This is a genomic window from Polaribacter sp. (assembly GCF_039939415.1).
Taxonomy (GTDB): domain Bacteria; phylum Bacteroidota; class Bacteroidia; order Flavobacteriales; family Flavobacteriaceae; genus Polaribacter.
In genome coordinates, this window is record NZ_JBDVJE010000052.1 from 44,331 (window position 1) to 62,153 (window position 17,823).

Genomic DNA, 17,823 nt, shown 5'->3' on the forward strand with positions numbered 1-17,823 from the left:
TATCCTATTTTTGTAATATGATTAAAAAGTTTTTTATCCCTTTTTTTATCTTCTTTTGCTTAAGTTTTTTTGGGCAAAACATAAAATCTGTTCAATTAAGGCCTTTGCAAGAAAATAGTTTTTCTTCTATTGTTCCTTTAGGTACTGTTTTAAAATTATCTTTTGATGATTTAGATGCAGATAGTAAAGATTATCAGTATAAAATTGAGCACATGAACCATAATTGGGAATCTAGCAGATTGTCTTCAAGTCAATATATAGATGGTTTTGATCAAAATACTATTATTAATGTAACCAACTCATTTAATACTTTTCAAAATTACACACATTATTCTGTTGAAATCCCTAATGTTAATACAATTATTACAAAAAGTGGCAATTACCTTTTATCTGTTTTAAATACTTATGATGAAGTAGTTTTTACAAGACGTTTTGTTTTATATGAGAAAGCAACAACAATTGGGGTTTCTGTAGAAAGAAGCAGAAATACAAAAACATTAAACACACAGCAAACTGTTCAGTTTTCTGTAAATCATTCTAATATTACAATCAACAATCCAAATCAAGAAATTAATGTTGTTATTTTAAAAAACAATAATTGGAATGAGAAAATAGAAAATTTACAACCTACATTTTATAAACCAAATCAACTTCTATACAAATACACCAAAAAAACTAATTTTTGGGGAGGAAATGAATATTTTAACTTTGATAATAAAATTATTAGAAATAGCAGTTTAAATGTAGTTAAAGTAATAAGGAAGGATATTTTTCATCATTACATATATCCTTATAGCTACAATCCTTTTAATAATTACAAATACAATCCTGATATTAATGGACAATTTACAATTAGAACTTTAGAAGCTACCAATAATGAAACTGAAGCAGACTATGCAATGATGCATTTTACATTAGAAGCTGATGAACCTTTTATAAACAAAGAAGTATATATATATGGCGCTTTTAATAATTTTGACATAAATAATGAAAACAATATGCAGTATAATTATAAAGAGAAAGCTTATTTAGGAAGCATCCTTTTAAAACAAGGCTTTTATAATTATACTTTTGCCACTATTGATTCTAAAAATAACGTAAACACAAACGATGTTACTGGGTCTTTTTACGAAACTGAAAACGAATATTGTGTAATTGTTTACTACAAACCTTTCGGCAGTTTTTATGAACGAGTAATTGGAGTTGGCACTGGTTATTACAATCAAAATAGATAAAAAGAAAATCATTTGTCATTTAAAAACAAAAAAACTACATTTACTTTCAATGACAAACCAAATTACAAAAGGCATAAAAGTGTCTGTAGACACAAAATATAATGGTACTAGTTTTAGAAACCAAAAAAGGTTTCATGTCTTTATTTATATCATTACAATAGAAAATAAATCTTCTGAAACCGTTAAACTTACAGATAGGTTTTGGTATATTTTTGATACTTTAAATGAACCAGAAATAGTTAGTGGAGAAGGTGTTGTTGGACAAACACCTATATTAAAACCTAATGACATTTACACTTATAGTTCTGGGTGTTTTATAGAATCAGATATTGGTGCAATGAAAGGATTTTACACTATGATAAATACAGAAACCTTTGAACAATTTAAGGTAATAATACCCATTTTTCAACTTTCAAATTTAGCGATATCAAACTAACTAAATCCAAAAAAAAATTAATAAAAATTAAAGACCCAGCATGTTTAAATTGTGGGCATCCTTTTAGTGGACAAGAAAAATTTTGTCCAGATTGTGGGCAAGCAAACAAAGGCAATAAAATTACATTTCTTAATTTTATTCATGAGATCTTTAATGGCTTTTTTAATTCTGACGCCAAATTTTGGAAAACAATTATACCTCTTTTAATAAGCCCTGGAAAAGTATCTAAAGATTATAAAGCAGGAAAAAGAAGTAGATACTCTAATCCTTTTAGATTCTATATAACAGTGTCTATTCTATTTTTTTTGGTACTAGGTTTATTAATGAGTAAAAATAAATTTGATGAATTAACTAAAAACAGCAAGGAAACAGTTTTAGAAACAGTTAAAAAAGACAAAAACAAAGAAATCACCCAAAGAGAAATAGATTCTATAAAAAAAATTGTTTCCAATAAAATTAATAATTCATTTATACCTATACCTAATTCTGCCAAAAAAAATATTTTAAAAGAAATAGAAAAAGAAACCAAAGACACAACTTCTATTAAATTATCTAATGGAAATAAAATTTCTTTTAACGGTAGCTCTAGAATAGACAAGTTTGTTCAATTTCAAAAAAAATATCCAGACGCTAAAATAGACCATGCACTAGATAGTTTAAATTATGATAAAAACTTTACAAATAGATTTTTATATACCAGAGCTAAGGCAGCAAACTCACTTGTAAAAAAAGAAAATAGAGATAAATTTGTTGGTGAGTTAATTTCTTACGCCTCCATTTCTTTGTTTATATTCTTGCCAATTTTTACTTTATTTTTAAAACTATTTTACATTAGAAGAAAATACACCTATGTAGATCATTTAATATTTGTATTTCATACACAAACAGTTTTATTTATGTTGTTAACTCTGTTTTTAATAATCACACTCTTTATTACTACAGAAAGCTTATGGGTTTTAACACTTTTATTTTTGTTATATCTTTTTTTATCAATGAAAAAATTCTATCAACAAAGTTATTTTAAAACATTTATAAAATTTATAATGCTAAATTTTGTTTATATTTTTTTAGGAATTCTAGGTACAACTATTGTTGGTTTAATTTCTTTTGCGCTGTTTTAGTTGCATTTTAAAAGCACATCAACCTATTAGTAAAACTTATTTTACAAACTTATTGTATAATAAAAAATCATACAACAAACATCTTGTATCCAGTTAATTAATTTTGTATTTTTGGTTTACCAAATTGGTTTACCAAAATTTAAAATAATTAACACTTAATAAAATGAAAAAAAAGTACCTTATTTTAGCAACCCTATTTTTAATAGTTGCTCAAATTTCCATTTCACAAAACAAAACTTACGAAATTGATGACCCAGAAGATTTAAGAAATGTAATTTATAAAGCTGGAGATGTCATTATTTTAAAAAATGGAACTTACACTACAGATGAAAGAATGATTTTTCTTGGTTCTGGTACAGCAGAAAATCCAGTAACTTTTAGAGCAGAAACACCAGGAGGAGTTATTTTTACTGGTGGACCAAGATTAACTATTGGAGGAGAATCTGATGGTAGTGAAATAGCTACAGGAGAATATTTAGTTGTAGATGGTTTTCATTGGAAAGGTGGTGCAGGAGCTAGTAATTTTATCGAATTTAGAAACGGATATGATTATGCACATCACAGTACAATTCAAAACTGTGTAATTGATGGATTGGTGCCAGAAGCAGGTGAATTAGAAGAAGATTTAGCAGATGATCAAATTACAAAACACAGATGGATTGTTTTATACGGAACATACAATAACGTAATTAACTGTTCTTTTTTAAATAAAGTAACAGCTGGTGCAATAATTTTAGGAGAATATTCATATAATGCTTTTCCAAATGTACCAGATGGAGAACCAGAAATTAACAATAGTTGTGCAATTGTAGGGCATACTATAACTAACAATTATTTCTATAATTTTGAAAAACTAACAGAAAAGTACGGAAAAAAAGCAGATGGAAGTGATTTATCTAATGCTGGTGATAGCGAAACAATTCGTATTGGTACTAGTTCATATCAAATGGTAAATAGTAATGTTACAGTAAGTAACAATTACTTTGTACAATCTGATGGTGAAAATGAAATCATTACTAATAAAAGTAAAGGAAATACATATTCTAATAATACTTTTAGAAGATGTAGAGGTTCTTTAGTATTAAGACATGGTTCTTATGCAACAGTAGAAGGAAACTTTTTTATTGGTGAAGATGTTGATGGTACTGGAGGAATTAGAATTACAGATAGTGAGCACACTATTACTAATAACTATATTCAAGATTGTGTTGCAGTAATTAGTAATGCTAAATGGAATAATGGAATCACTTTTATTGGTGGTAGTGCAGATGGAGATGTTCCTTGTACTTCTGATGATGTTTCTAACGGATATCAAAAAACTCAAAATATTAGTGTTGCAAACAATACAATTGTTAATACAAATGCTCCGCTATTTTATAACATAGATAAAGGTTCTACAGACCCAACAGGATCTATAACAAATAACCTAATTTATTTCACTGATACTGACCCAAATTTAACACCAGTTATTTCTGGTGACACAGACACCTCTTATTCTGATATAGGCACTAAATTAACCTATTCTGGAAACGTTTTTACAGGTACAACATTAGGCGCAACAAACGCTGGATTTGCTGAACAAACAGGAATTACAGCTTCTGCTAATGGAGAAATTTTTACTTTTTCTGGTACTGGGTCTGAAGGAAAAGGTGCTAACATAGGTTCTCGTTTACCATATACAGATAGTAATGTTGGTAACGATGGTGTTGGAGCTTGTTTTGTAGATCATCTAGGTAATGCTATTGCAACTCCAACTTGTAACTCAATTGTAATTGTACCAGCAGAAACTTTAAATGTATCTTCTTTAACAATGTTTTCTGCAGATGCTTCTAGTAGTGATGTATCTATTACATCTAATATAAGTTGGACAGCAGCATCTAATGACAGTTGGATTTCTATTGATGTTACTTCTGGTACAGGTGATGAAACTGTTTCTGTTTCTGTATCTAAAAACACAGAAACTACAAACAGAACAGGTACTGTTACTTTTACACAAGTTGCTGGAGGAGATGATATCGTTAGAATTTTATCTGTATCACAAGAAGGAGCAGATTTAACAGACTTATATGATCTTATTAATACAGGAAATGGATTAACTACAGACAAAGTTACTATACATTCTTTCTCTAAAGAAAATTCATCTAAAGATGAAGTAGCAACTAATTCTTTAGATAAAAATCTTGATACAGACTGGACTGCAGAAGATGGTAGTGTACTTACAGGAGATTATAAAGGTGATGGTGAATTTGTAATTTATGATTTAGGAGCTCAAGAACACCTTAATCTAATTCAATTTAATACTACAAGTAAAGGAGATGCATTTGGAATTCAAATTTTAGTATCTACAACAGGTACAGAAGATGGAGACTTTACTAAGGTTTTACCAACTTCTGAAGATTTATTATTTACTGCTACTAATACTACCGATTTTAATCAATATCAAGTAGATGTAGATGCACGTTATGTAAAATTAATTGGTTATGGTAGATTTAATAGTGATGGAAATGAAAGAAAAAGCGCATGGACAGCTATTACAGAAATTGAATTTTACGGACCTTCTTCTTTATCTGTAAATGATTTTACTTCAGTAGAAGATTTAGGAATTGAATTCTATCCAAATCCCGTTAAAAACAATAAATTATTTATAAAAAGAACATCAAACGATTTTAACTCAATTAATATATACTCTGTATTAGGACAAAAAGTTTTAAATCTTAATTTAAGCAACAATCCTATAGAAGAAGTTAACTTATCTTCTTTAAAAACTGGTTTGTATTTTATAGAAATCAGTAATGGAAAACAAAAAGGAATTAAAAAAATTGTAGTTTCAGAATAATTAACTAGAATAATAAATATTAAAAACAGCTACCTAATAATTTAGGTAGCTGTTTTTTTTGCTCAAAAAGATATATGTTATATTATACCTTAAGAATATTGCTGGTTGGTTTCAGATTTTTCTAAAAAATCGATGTAAGAAATTGCAATATTAGAATCTTCTTTAATTACAGAAGTTGTACTAACAGTTTCTACTAAAGAACGTTTCATTTTTAAAGAAACATCTTGAGTTCCTATTGTATCATTTTTATGAAATTTTAAAATTTCTTTTTGATAAAACTTCTTATTTTGAGCTAACCAATTTAAAAACCAATTTTTTCTTAATTGCTTCATTTTGTTAGTATATAAGGTAGAAGAAGACCAAATTTTTGGTTCTTGAGGTAATTTTTGAAAATATTTTTTTAGCCCATCCCAAACTAGTTCATAAGTAACTAATTCAATACTCCAATCAACCAAAATTATAGTAAAAGGTTCAATACCTAAAAAATCAAAATTATTTATAAGAGCAACACCATCTTCTGATGCTAAAATTTTTTTTACAACAACTCCTCTACTCATTCTATAAGAACTCTTCTTTTTATGATTTTTAAACCCACCATTTAACAAACAAACAAGTCTTTTTTTATCACTTAAACCAATCCATGTTCCACCAGATAATTCATCTTTCGGATATGTTAAACCTACACCATTTTCTATATATTTTTTAGGTTTAATTGTATTTCTTAACGGAGTTTCATCTCTGTTAGACGTTAAAATAAAATTATTACAACCTAGAGGCAAATAGGTTACTGTACACATATTCTACTATTATTTATGATAAACTTCATGTTTATCCAAATCTTTTGAATTTAATGCAACAAAAGACATTAAATATCCATCAAATTTATTGAAACAAAAATTGTAACTTTGAAACTCAAAAATAGTCGATAAATTTTAAAAAACATACAAAAATGACAAGAGGATTTTTTAATGTTCCAAAAGCAGTTAATGAACCTGTAAAAGGATATGCTCCTGACTCTAAAGAAAGAGAAGAATTACTAGCAACTTATAAACAAATGTTTAACAGCAATATTGATGTGCCAATGCATATTAATGGAGAAGAAGTTAGAACTGGTAAAACTAAAAACATTACTCCTCCTCATGATCATAAACATATTGTAGGTCAATATCACACAGCAGATAAATCTCATGTAGATACTGCTATTGCTACCGCTTTAGCTGCAAAAGAAGCTTGGGCTAGTGTATCTTGGATGGAAAGAGCTTCTATATTTTTAAAAGCCGCTGAATTATTAGCTGGACCTTATAGAGCTAAAATGAATGCTGCAACTATGATTGCACAATCTAAAAATGTACATCAAGCAGAAATTGATGCTGCTTGTGAAATGATCGATTTCTTCCGTTTTAACGTAGAATATATGACAGATATTTTTAAAGACCAACCAGCATCTGCACCAGGAATTTGGAACAGAGTTGAGTACAGACCTTTAGAAGGATTTGTATATGCTATTTCTCCTTTTAACTTTACATCTATTGCTGCAAACTTACCTGCTGCTGCTGCATTAATGGGTAATGTTGTTGTTTGGAAACCTTCTGATCATCAAGCGTATTCTGCGCAAGTAATTGTCGATTTATTTAAAGAAGCTGGTTTGCCAGATGGGGTTATTAATGTAGTTTATGGAGATCCTGTAATGATTTCTGATACTGTTTTAAGTTCTCCTGATTTCTCTGGATTACATTTTACAGGTTCTACATTTGTATTTAAAGAACTATGGAAACAAATTGGAAACAACATTCACATTTATAAAACATACCCAAGAATTGTTGGAGAAACTGGAGGTAAAGATTTTATTTGGGCACACAACTCTTCTAACCCGTTGCAAGTTGCCACAGCAATTACAAGAGGTTCTTTTGAGTATCAAGGTCAAAAATGCTCTGCAGCTTCTAGAGCTTACATTCCGGCTTCAATGTGGCATGAAGTTAGAAAACACATAATTACTCAAGCTAACGAAATTAAAATGGGTTCTCCAGAAGATCCATCTAACTTTGTAAATGCAGTAATTCATGAAGGTTCTTTTGATAAAATTGCAAGTTATATAGATGCTGCAAAAGCAGACAAAGATGTAGAGGTTATTATTGGAGGAAATTATGATAAGTCTGTAGGATATTTTATAGAGCCAACTGTATTATTAGCAAAATCGCCAACTTACGCTACAATGACAACTGAGTTATTTGGACCAGTAATGACTGTTTTTGTTTATGAAGATGCAGAATGGGAAGCTTCATTAAAGTTAGTAGATGAATCTACAGAATATGCTTTAACAGGAGCCATTTTTTCTACAGATAGATATATTGTTGAAAAAGCATCAAAAGCTTTAGAAAACGCAGCTGGAAACTTTTACATTAATGATAAACCAACAGGAGCTGTTGTTGGACAACAACCTTTTGGAGGTGGAAGAGCCTCTGGAACAAATGATAAAGCTGGTTCTGCACAAAACTTATTGCGTTGGACATCTGTTCGTTTAATCAAAGAAACATTTGTAACACCAACAGATTATAAATATCCTTTTTTAGGATAATAATAAAGATTATTATTACCCTAAAAAGCCTCATCATTTTATTTGATGAGGCTTTTTTTATATCAATTTTAAATTATTTAATTAACAGTAAAACTCCAAATTTGACCAATTGATTTCGCTCCTTTTTCATCAACAACGTTTACTTTCCAATAATATGTTTTCCCTACTTCTGTAGCTACTGTATAAGATTCTGTAGTCAAAGAATCTTCTAATAATGCTGGTGTAGCAGTTTCACTAAAATAAAGTTCATACGTTAACACATCACCAAAATCAGCATCAGAGCCAATCCATTTTAAATCTAACGAATTTACACTAATTACACTATTATCTATAGGCTCAACTATTTCAGATGCAAATGGTGCATAATTTAATATTCCTTCTCCTTTTGTATAAAAAGAAAAAATGTCTGAACTAATTTCTTCGTTATTTTCTGTGTTTAACGCAATCACTTTCCAGTAATAAGCAGTAGCTTTATCTAATGTAACTGTAATTTCAGATTCATTTACCGTACTATTTTCTATAACATCTAAAAGAGTTCTATCTTTTGCTATAATAATCGTATAATTTATAATACTTGTTTCAGATTCAAATGCATCAGCCCAATCAAAAGCAACCGTATTCTCAATACACAAAAAATTATCTGTTGGAAATGATAAATCAAGCAGATTATTTGTTGGAACATTTAACCCTTCTGAACTATTACAACTAAAATTTAGTAAAAAAACACTAGCTATAGCTAGAAAAATTAATATTTTTCTCATTGTTTTATAATTTTAATAGGTTGAGAGTTTTTTATAGACAACTTTAAAATATAAATACCTTTTGCCGCATTAGAAAAAGGAATTGATAAACTATTATCTTCTTTTTTTATTGATTTGTTAAAAATAAGTTTCCCGTTTATATCAAAAACCAAAGCATCTACAAAAGTTTCCTCTACATTAAACGGTACAAGTATTTCTATATCATCTACTACTGGATTTTGTTTTAAATATATATTTCCAATACTAGTTTTAAATGAACCTTCACAATCTTTTATTGTTTTTACTTCTAATGTACCATCCTTTTCTAACAAAACATCAAATACCCTTTCTTCAGAAACAAATACTAACTCTTTATTTAGAAACACTCTATAAGGAGCTGTACCACTTATTATATTAAAAGAGTAATTATTAGCAGTTTTTTTAGCAGCTACTTTTAGTGATATTTGTTCAGATTCAATAATTTTCACTTCAAAACATTGTGTTTTATTTATTTCTTGTGCAGTAACACAAACTTCATAGTTCCCTGGCTCTAAATCTGATAATAAATAATTATCACTTGTTAGTATTTGATCTACATTTGTTGATGGTCCTGTAATAACAAGTTGATAACTTAAATCTTTCTGATTAATACTTAAATTAATTATTCCATCATTTTGATCTACACAAGTTTCAGAGGTAGTTTGAATTATATAACTATTTGCATTTACACCTAATACTTTTATTGTATAATCTTCTGTTTCACCCCATTCAGTTAAATGATCGTCATTACACGCTCCTTCTCCATAACCATCATCTGGGTCTTCGTATTCTATTAAAACCCTCATTCTTGTAGTACCTAGTTGAGCATCATTTGGAATTGTAATCGTAAAAGTTGATGTCCCTTCATTACTTGTATCACTATCCCCATCATTATCAGACTGACCTCCTAAATCATATCTTTCGGTTGTTTTATCAAAAATATAATCCTGATTCCAATCTATAAAAACATAACAATGATCTTGATACCCACCTGTATCAAAAGTGACAGAAATTTCATGAGAATTTCCTCTAAATAAAGTAGTATTTATTGAAGTAAAATCTTCATACCCATCTACAGTATTATTTCCAGAATTGTTATTAATTGTATTAAAAGTCACATTTGTGATATGCTCAGAACCTCCAGATTCATCCGTAAAAGTAGATGTACAATATGAAGGAGTTAAAGTGGTAAAACTAAACACATCTGAAAAAGAACCTTCTCCACAATTATTCTTTGCTTTTACCCTCCAATAATAAATTGTATCTCCCAAAAGACCAGAAACAGCATATGTATTTGTACTAACATTTCCCTTAGAAACTAAGCTTACAAAATCAGCATCTGTAGCTACTTGTACATCATAAGAAACGGCATTTGTATCTGCACTCCATTTTAAACTTTCTGATAAACCAATACCTGTAGCACCATCTGCTGGAGATGTTAATGTAAGTGCACCAAAAGTTGAAGTTGTTAAATTAAAAGTTACATCCAAATTCTGACTTATAGTTGTTGCGATTCCTTTTATATTTATTGTATAATTTTGTGGTGTTGCCCCATCAAAGTTAGAAACTGTCATCTCTACACTTCCATTTGCATTAATTGAATTGGGAGCAAAACTAACACTAGAACCAGAAGGCTGACCTGAAGCTGAAAATAATACTGTCTCTGAAAAACCATTCAAAAAATCTAAATCTAAAACATAACTAGCTGTTTGATTTCCAGAATTACAAACAGATTGTATTCCACTAGTATTGCTCATTAAAAATGTAGGAACTATGGAGCTTATAGTGAAATTTGTGGAATTTACATTATAAAAAATATTATCTGCTGCTTCTATCATTATTCTTGCAGAATTAGTTGCATTATCAGGGATTACAACATCTTCTGTTCCATCATTTGGCGTATTTGCTTTTATTGTTATAGGAAAAGTTACACCTCCATCAATCGATAATTTAATATTTACATTCTGGCAATTAATAGGAGCAACATCTGAAGTTCCTTTATTCCATGTAATAGTTTGTGTAGATCCTGTATCCCAAGATACTGTAGAATTAGGAGCTGATACAACAAATGCTTCAGCATCTGTTACTGTAATTTTAACATCATCTCTAGCAGTACTTCCTCCACCAGCATGATTATCTCTAACCAAAAAAGAAAAGTTTAAGTCTCTCGCAACTGATGGTAAAACTTCCCATTCTGTAGATGTCTCACCAGCAACAATTGTTGCTAATTGTGGCATATATCTATTTGGTGATGTATCTGAAGGCAAAGATCTAAACATTGGACCACCAGAATTAGTTGACAAAGGAGACATTGTTGCTATTTCATTATCTATTTGTTCCCAATTATAAGTTAAACTAGAGGTACCATCTAAATCTGTTGCTGTTCCTTTTAAAACAAAAGGAGTCGATTTGGGAATACTATAATCTGAGCCTGCATTTGCTGTTGGTAAAGTATTATTAGTATCTGTTAATACAGCACAACTTGCAGAAGATTGAATTGTATTCCACATTTCTGCAATACTTACTGCATGAAAATAATCATCACCTTGTTCTTGTACATTTGGAGAACAAATACCAGCATACCCCATTATTGTAGAAGCACTTCCTGGCTCTACAGCTGTTGCATTATTTCTGTAACAAGAATTATTCTGAGTATGGTTTGCTCCAAATTGATGCCCCATTTCATGAGCAACATAATCAATATCATATGCATCTCCTATGGGTTGACTTCTACCTGTAACTCCCTTTGCTTTCTGACCTGTAAGACACACAACTCCTCCACCAGCTATACCATCACCACCAATACTAAAGATATGACCAATGTCGTAATTAGCATTTCCAATTTGTGCATCACAAATTGATTGTACCTCATCAATCATTTTATTTGGGTCTCCATCTGTAATATTATCTGTGGCAGCATCTAAGAAGATTAACTTATCATTATCAGCTACAATTACCATTCTTACAGATAAATCTCTTTCAAAAACACCATTAACTCTTGTCATTGTTGTATTCATTGCCGATAAAACTGCAGCTTTCTTTACTTCATCTGTAGCTGTAGAAGAAACTCCCTGATTTGTTAAATGAAATTGCGCATATTCCCCACTACAAGCTAATGCTAACCTGAATGTTCTTAATTTACCATCATTTGCATTTTTCATTAAATTATTTTGAACAATATTTCTTTTAGAAACTTCTTCTACATGACAAGTAAAATCGTCTTTATTTATTTCTAAATCATTTTTAGCATAAGTAATTAATGTCTTATTGTCTTTTGAATATGGATCTATATATAAAGTTTCTTCTACTCCAGAATAAACTACAGCATGAAAACCATCTGATCCCACACTTATTTTTGCAACTGCTGTAGGATCATCTATTCCTTGTGCAGAATACGATTTAATGGAAGGATATTTTTCTGATAAGGTTTCAGAAAAATTTGATATTTCATTTATTACAAAATTAGAAAACTCTCCTTTTGAGTTTGGAAGTTTTATTGTTCTATATACTGTTTTTGCTTTAGTGTTTACAAAAGAGTTTAAACTTTTTTCATCAATAGAAATTAATTCAAATTTAGAAGGAAAATTTTTCTTCTTATACAACTCACTATCTCTAAAAACAGTAGTATTTCTATCAATTTTCTTTAATAACTCTTGACCATACATACTTTCTTTAGAGGTAAAAAAGGCTATAAAAAATAGTAATAAAAATAATTTAGATTTCATAAAATAGATTTAAAATAGCAATGAATGAGCGTTTCAAATATAAGGAATTAATTATCTTTGTAGTAGAAATTATGAATAGAAACATACTGTTAAAAGACTTATCTGTAAAAGATTATAAAGAAACTTGGGATTATCAAACTGAGTTACTGCAAGAAATTGTTGATGTAAAGATTGATAACCGAAGAAATGAGAAGAAAAATACAACAAAAAATCATTTTTTATTTGTGGAGCATCCTCATGTGTATACATTAGGTAAAAGTGGCGATTTTAGTAATTTATTATTAAATGAAAAGCAACTTGCAGAAAAAGGTGCTACTTTTTACAAAATAAATCGTGGTGGAGATATTACCTATCATGGACCTGGGCAAATTGTTGGCTACCCTATTTTAGATTTAGAAAATTTTTTTACAGATATTCATAAATACTTACGCTTTTTAGAAGAAGTAATTATTTTAACCATTGCAGAATACGGAATAAAAGGTACTAGAAGTGAAGGTGAAACTGGTGTTTGGTTAGATGTTGGAACGCCTTTTGCTCGTAAAATTTGTGCTATGGGTATACGTTCTTCACGTTGGGTAACTATGCATGGTTTTGCTTTAAACGCAAACGTAAATTTGGGCTATTTTGATAATATTATTCCATGTGGAATTAAAGGGAAAGCTGTTACTTCTATGGAAGCTGAATTAAATAGAAAAGTAGATTTAGAAGAGGTGAAATCTAAAGTTTTAAAGCATTTTAAAACACTTTTTGAAGTTGATGAGTTTATTATTAACAACTAAAAACGTTTAAAAAATAGAGTCAAAATCATCAAATTCTTTATCAATAGCTTCTAGAATTGCACCTTTTGTTTTGTGAAACATTTCATCTGTAATTGATGATAATTCTTCTAACGTATTTTCTTTATACAAAAAATACTCATCACTTAAATGTTCAAAAATGCCAATAACTCTATGTTCTGCTAATAATGAGTATTTTTGATTATCATTATATAAGTTAATTTGAAAATATTCTTTTAAATATTTATCCGTTTTCCAATTTATACTCCAATACAAATTGGGTTCATAAAAATGGATATCGAACTCTTTTTCAGGTTTTTCTTTTTTTAATTCATCAATTAATAACACAAAACCATTTGTAATATTTAAAATAAGTTTGTTCTTTTCATTTTGCATATCCTCATTTTAAAATCTAGCTAAAACTATATTTATAAACAACTAAAAAAACTTACTTTTCTTCGTTAAAATATACTTTGTAATATTTCATTTTCTTTTCTTCATCATATCCTCTTTCTAAATATTCTGAAGCTGCTTCTGGAGCATCTACATCTAACTTTATGTTGATGTTGGTATCTAATTTAATTTCTGTTTTTAGTTTGCTTTTTTCTTTCTTTAAAACAACGCCAGAAACATCAAAATTATTTCTAACCAAAACATCATTTAAAGTCTCAAAATGTTTTTTATACTCATCAAACTTTTCTTTATGCTTATCATCTTCAAAAACCTCATCTTTAAAAGTAGCATAATCCACAGCTTCATTTTCTTTAAAATAATCTACCGTGTTTGCTAAGAAATCTGCTTGTTCGTGCATTCCTAATTCTGGCTTAATTACTTCTTCAGAAAATTCTTTACATAGTTCTAAATAGTTCTGTGTATGCGAATTATAATCGTCTGCTAATTTTACAGACAAGAAATTTTTAATCCAATATTGAGCATCGTAATTATTGTTATCTACAGACATCACAACGGTACCTTCTGTATCTGAAGTATTTAAAATTAAGCAACCTTTGTCTATTCTTTTTGTTGAAATTCCTTTTTGAACTACAACATCCCAACTTTCATTATCGTCTAAATACGTTTGAAAGAAATCTACTTTATTTTCAATTTTAAAAACGCCAATAGCTTCTGTTAAAACATCTTTATACTCTATACCTTCTATAAAAACAACAATTACATCTCCAGTTTTTATTTGAGCAGAATTAGATTGCTCGTATAAATGATTTACGATGTTTTTAGAGTATTCTATAAAACTACTTTCTTCTTTAAAAACTTCTGAAGCATAATTATTTAATTCGTTTAAACGAACATCTGCATGATGAGAAAAACGGTAACTCTGCGTTAATGAACCAAATGGTTTTAACAAGAAGCCTTTCATTAAATCGTAACTTTCTTGATCGAAACGAATTAACTCTTCAGAAAAGACATTGCTTCCGCTATTGAATTTATTAGCGACTTTATGTAAAATACATTTGGTAATTTCTGCTCTTGTTTTTTTAATCATTACTTAGAATTTTGGAGCGTAAAAATAGTTGAATTTTTAACTTATTTGATATTATTTCTAAAAGTTTATAAACAAGTTTAGCCCTGATTGAACGGTTTGTTTGAGCTCTTTTTTGTCTTTTTTGACAAAAAAAGCGAGTAGTGAAAGCAGGAAATAGCTTCTAAAAGAAATTTTACAAATCTAATTTGGTTTGTTCTGGCAAGAGTTTAAAGGTTTTTCTGTGATAATCTGTGGCACCAAACTCGCGAATTGCATTTCTGTGTTCTTTGGTTGGATATCCTTTATTTTTTTTCCAATTATACATTGGAAATTCTTGATGAATCTTTGCCATATATTCATCTCTATACGTTTTTGCTAAAACTGAAGCTGCTGCAATGCTCAAATATTTTGCATCTCCTTTTACAATGGTTTTGTGCGGAGTTTCTTTGTAATCGCGAAACTTATTTCCATCTACAATTATAAACTCTGGCTGTGTTTTTAGCATTTCTATAGAACGATGCATGCCGGTTATAGAGGCTTGTAAAACGTTTATTTTATCAACCTCATCTTGCCACACAAAAGAAACGCCAAAAGCAATCGCATTTTCTTCTATAAAAGGACGCAACTCATCTCGTCTTTTTTCAGATAATTGCTTGGAATCGTTTAACAAAGGATGGGTAAAATCTTTAGGCAAAATAACTGCAGCTGCAACTACAGGCCCAGATAAACAGCCTCTACCAGCTTCATCTGTACCTGCTTCTAAAGAAAAACCACTATAATTAGATGCTAACATTTTACAAATTAACAGTTTTCATGATAATTATTAACGATTATTTACGTTAAATTATTTTACATTTGCCATTGCAGAAACAATCTATGAATAAGCAACTTATTTTATTTTTTATTTTATACTTTATTGGGACTTCTAGTTTGTTTTCCCAAAGAGTTTTTGAACAAATAGATAGAGGTTCTTTTGGGAATTCTAGAAATGACACCATTAGTAAAACCGGAGAAATTACTGTAAAGTTATCTGGAAAAACAAAATATACAGATTATAAAATTTTCTCTCATAAAAGAGATACCGCCTATATTGACACTACTTTAACAATACAAAAAGATTATAAATTTAATTATTTAAGAACTGATAATTTTGAATTATTAGGTTTCCATAATCAAGGACAAACTTTTACTAATTTAGGTTATAATTTTAGTAATTTAAAAATTTTACCAGACATTGGTTTTACTGCTAAACAGTTTAGTTATTTAGATATTGATGAAATTAAATATTACGAAGTTCCCACTCCAACCACAGAAATTACTTATAGAACAGGCTTACAACAAGGACAGGTTTTAGATGCTATTTTTACAGTAAATTTTTCTAGAAGATTAAATGTTTCTCTTTCTTACAAAGGGATTCGTTCTTTAGGAGCTTATAGAAGATCTTTAGCAAGTCATGGAAACTTTAGAGGTGCTTTTCATTATAGAGCTAAAAATAATCGATATGAAATACGTGGACATTTAACTTCGCAAGATTTTTTTAATGAAGAAAGTGGTGGACTACCAGAATCTGAAGTTGAAAAATTTACAAGTAATGATGAAGATTATGAAACTAGATCTCGTTTAGATGTTAATTTAACGGATGCAGAAAACCAATTTGAAGGAAGAAGATTGTATTTAGATCATAGCTACAAGTTAATTTCTAGTAAAGATTCTTTAAATAAAAAAGATTTTAGTAATTTAAAAATAGGACACGTTTTAACAAGTGAAACTAAAGAATACAACTTTACTCAAACAACTTCTACTACTGATATTTTTGGTGATATAAACTCTGCAGGTGCCAGTAATAATTTGGCTAAAAATGCTATTACAAATAATGAATTAAATTTAGAGTTTAACTCTAAATATGTGCTTGGAAAAATTAAAGCAAAAATTAATCTTACAAGTTATTCTTACGGATATGACTCCATATTAAATACAAGTAGTACTATTTCTAAAATAAAGTTAGAAGGTAATGCTATTTCTGTTGGAGCTGATTGGAATGCGAAAATAAAGAATTTTCAACTAAATGCTACAGGAAACCTTAGTCCTGGTAGCGGAAGGTTATCTGGAAACTTTTTAAAAGGTGAAGCATCATATAAAAAAGACAGTGTTTTTTCAGTAAAAGGAAGTTTACTAATTAGTTCTAAATCGCCAAATTTCAATACATTGTTACACCAAAGTAAATATGATGATTACAATTGGCAAAATAATTTTAGCAATGTAAATACAAGAGATTTAGGTTTTGACTTCAGTTCTAAATGGATAAATGCTTCTCTTAATTTTACAAATATTGATAACTATGTTTATTTTGATGAAATTAAAATTGGAGAAAACAATACTCCGAAACAATTTGAAAATCAGATTACATATTTAAAAGTAAAAGCAAATAAAGAAATTAAATATTGGAAACTGGCTTTAGACAATACACTTATGTACCAGAATGTTAGTAGTGGAAGTTCTGTATTTAGAGTGCCAGAATTGGTAACAAGAAACACTTTATATTATACAGATTATTGGTTTAAAGGAAAACCAATGTTGGTAAATATTGGTGCTACTTTTAAATATTTTACTAAATATAAAATGAATGCTTACAATCCGTTATTAGCAGAATTCACATTACAAAACACAGAAGAAATTGGTTTTCCTTCTGTAGATGTTTTCTTTAATGCACAAGTAAGAAGAACTCGATTATATTTTAAAATAGAAAATGTAACTTCTAGCTTTACTGAAAAAAATTACTTTTCTGCTCCTAACTACCCTTATAGAGATTTTGTAATTCGCTTTGGATTGGTTTGGAACTGGTTTATATAAAAAAATTAGA

General features: G+C 29.0%; 13 protein-coding genes. 7 read left to right on the forward strand and 6 right to left on the reverse strand.

The window, feature by feature from the left end; translation table 11 throughout:
* Nucleotides 1-17 precede the first annotated feature (17 nt).
* The 4 genes from ABJG40_RS08670 (at nt 18) to ABJG40_RS08685 (ending at nt 5,628) form a co-directional block, all read left to right on the forward strand.
* Nucleotides 18-1,235: a DUF5103 domain-containing protein gene (locus ABJG40_RS08670; protein ID WP_348024192.1), complete on the forward strand. Its 1,218-nt coding sequence runs from the start codon at nt 18-20 to the stop codon at nt 1,233-1,235.
* A 49-nt stretch (nt 1,236-1,284) separates the two neighbouring features.
* A complete protein-coding gene (gene apaG / locus ABJG40_RS08675; protein ID WP_348024193.1) occupies nt 1,285-1,671 on the forward strand; it encodes a Co2+/Mg2+ efflux protein ApaG in 387 nt (128 codons plus the stop codon).
* 323 nt (nt 1,672-1,994) lie between these two features.
* Nucleotides 1,995-2,792, forward strand: a complete 798-nt coding sequence (locus tag ABJG40_RS08680; protein ID WP_348024194.1) for a hypothetical protein — start codon at nt 1,995-1,997, stop codon at nt 2,790-2,792.
* Nucleotides 2,793-2,955: 163 nt separating this feature from the next.
* Entirely contained in the window at nt 2,956-5,628 is a 2,673-nt protein-coding gene (locus tag ABJG40_RS08685) for a chondroitinase-B domain-containing protein (RefSeq protein WP_348024195.1), read from the forward strand.
* Between the two features lie 89 nt (nt 5,629-5,717).
* Here the strand turns inward: ABJG40_RS08685 and ABJG40_RS08690 are convergent, their stop codons facing one another.
* Entirely contained in the window at nt 5,718-6,425 is a 708-nt protein-coding gene (locus ABJG40_RS08690; RefSeq protein WP_348024196.1) for an NRDE family protein, read from the reverse strand.
* Nucleotides 6,426-6,577: 152 nt separating this feature from the next.
* Here ABJG40_RS08690 and pruA point away from each other — a divergent pair, with 152 nt between their 5' ends.
* A complete protein-coding gene (pruA, locus tag ABJG40_RS08695) occupies nt 6,578-8,203 on the forward strand; it encodes an L-glutamate gamma-semialdehyde dehydrogenase (RefSeq protein WP_348024197.1) in 1,626 nt (541 codons plus the stop codon).
* Between the two features lie 77 nt (nt 8,204-8,280).
* Here pruA and ABJG40_RS08700 read toward each other — a convergent pair whose 3' ends face one another.
* Together ABJG40_RS08700 and ABJG40_RS08705 are read right to left on the reverse strand one after the other, a co-directional pair.
* Nucleotides 8,281-8,964, reverse strand: coding sequence for a hypothetical protein (locus ABJG40_RS08700; RefSeq protein ID WP_348024198.1), 684 nt, complete (start codon nt 8,962-8,964; stop codon nt 8,281-8,283).
* On the reverse strand, nt 8,961-12,707 hold the full coding sequence (locus ABJG40_RS08705; protein WP_348024199.1) for a zinc-dependent metalloprotease family protein: 3,747 nt from the start codon (nt 12,705-12,707) through the stop codon (nt 8,961-8,963). Before ABJG40_RS08705 ends, ABJG40_RS08700 begins: the two co-directional genes overlap by 4 nt.
* A 71-nt stretch (nt 12,708-12,778) precedes the next feature.
* Here ABJG40_RS08705 and lipB point away from each other — a divergent pair, with 71 nt between their 5' ends.
* Nucleotides 12,779-13,486 (forward strand): lipoyl(octanoyl) transferase LipB, encoded by a 708-nt coding sequence (lipB, locus tag ABJG40_RS08710; RefSeq protein ID WP_348024200.1) that lies wholly within the window; start codon nt 12,779-12,781, stop codon nt 13,484-13,486.
* A 6-nt stretch (nt 13,487-13,492) separates the two neighbouring features.
* Here lipB and ABJG40_RS08715 read toward each other — a convergent pair whose 3' ends face one another.
* From ABJG40_RS08715 to ABJG40_RS08725, 3 genes are all read right to left on the reverse strand, one after another.
* Complete coding sequence (locus ABJG40_RS08715; protein ID WP_348024201.1) at nt 13,493-13,879, reverse strand: hypothetical protein; 387 nt, start codon at nt 13,877-13,879, stop codon at nt 13,493-13,495.
* Nucleotides 13,880-13,931: 52 nt separating this feature from the next.
* Nucleotides 13,932-14,984 (reverse strand): nucleoid-associated protein, encoded by a 1,053-nt coding sequence (locus tag ABJG40_RS08720; RefSeq protein WP_348024202.1) that lies wholly within the window; start codon nt 14,982-14,984, stop codon nt 13,932-13,934.
* 172 nt (nt 14,985-15,156) lie between these two features.
* Nucleotides 15,157-15,756, reverse strand: a complete 600-nt coding sequence (locus tag ABJG40_RS08725; RefSeq protein WP_348024203.1) for a ribonuclease HII — start codon at nt 15,754-15,756, stop codon at nt 15,157-15,159.
* A gap of 83 nt (nt 15,757-15,839) precedes the next feature.
* Between ABJG40_RS08725 and ABJG40_RS08730 the strand changes: the two genes are divergently transcribed.
* Complete coding sequence (locus ABJG40_RS08730; protein WP_348024204.1) at nt 15,840-17,813, forward strand: putative porin; 1,974 nt, start codon at nt 15,840-15,842, stop codon at nt 17,811-17,813.
* The last annotated feature ends 10 nt before the right edge of the window (nt 17,814-17,823 follow it).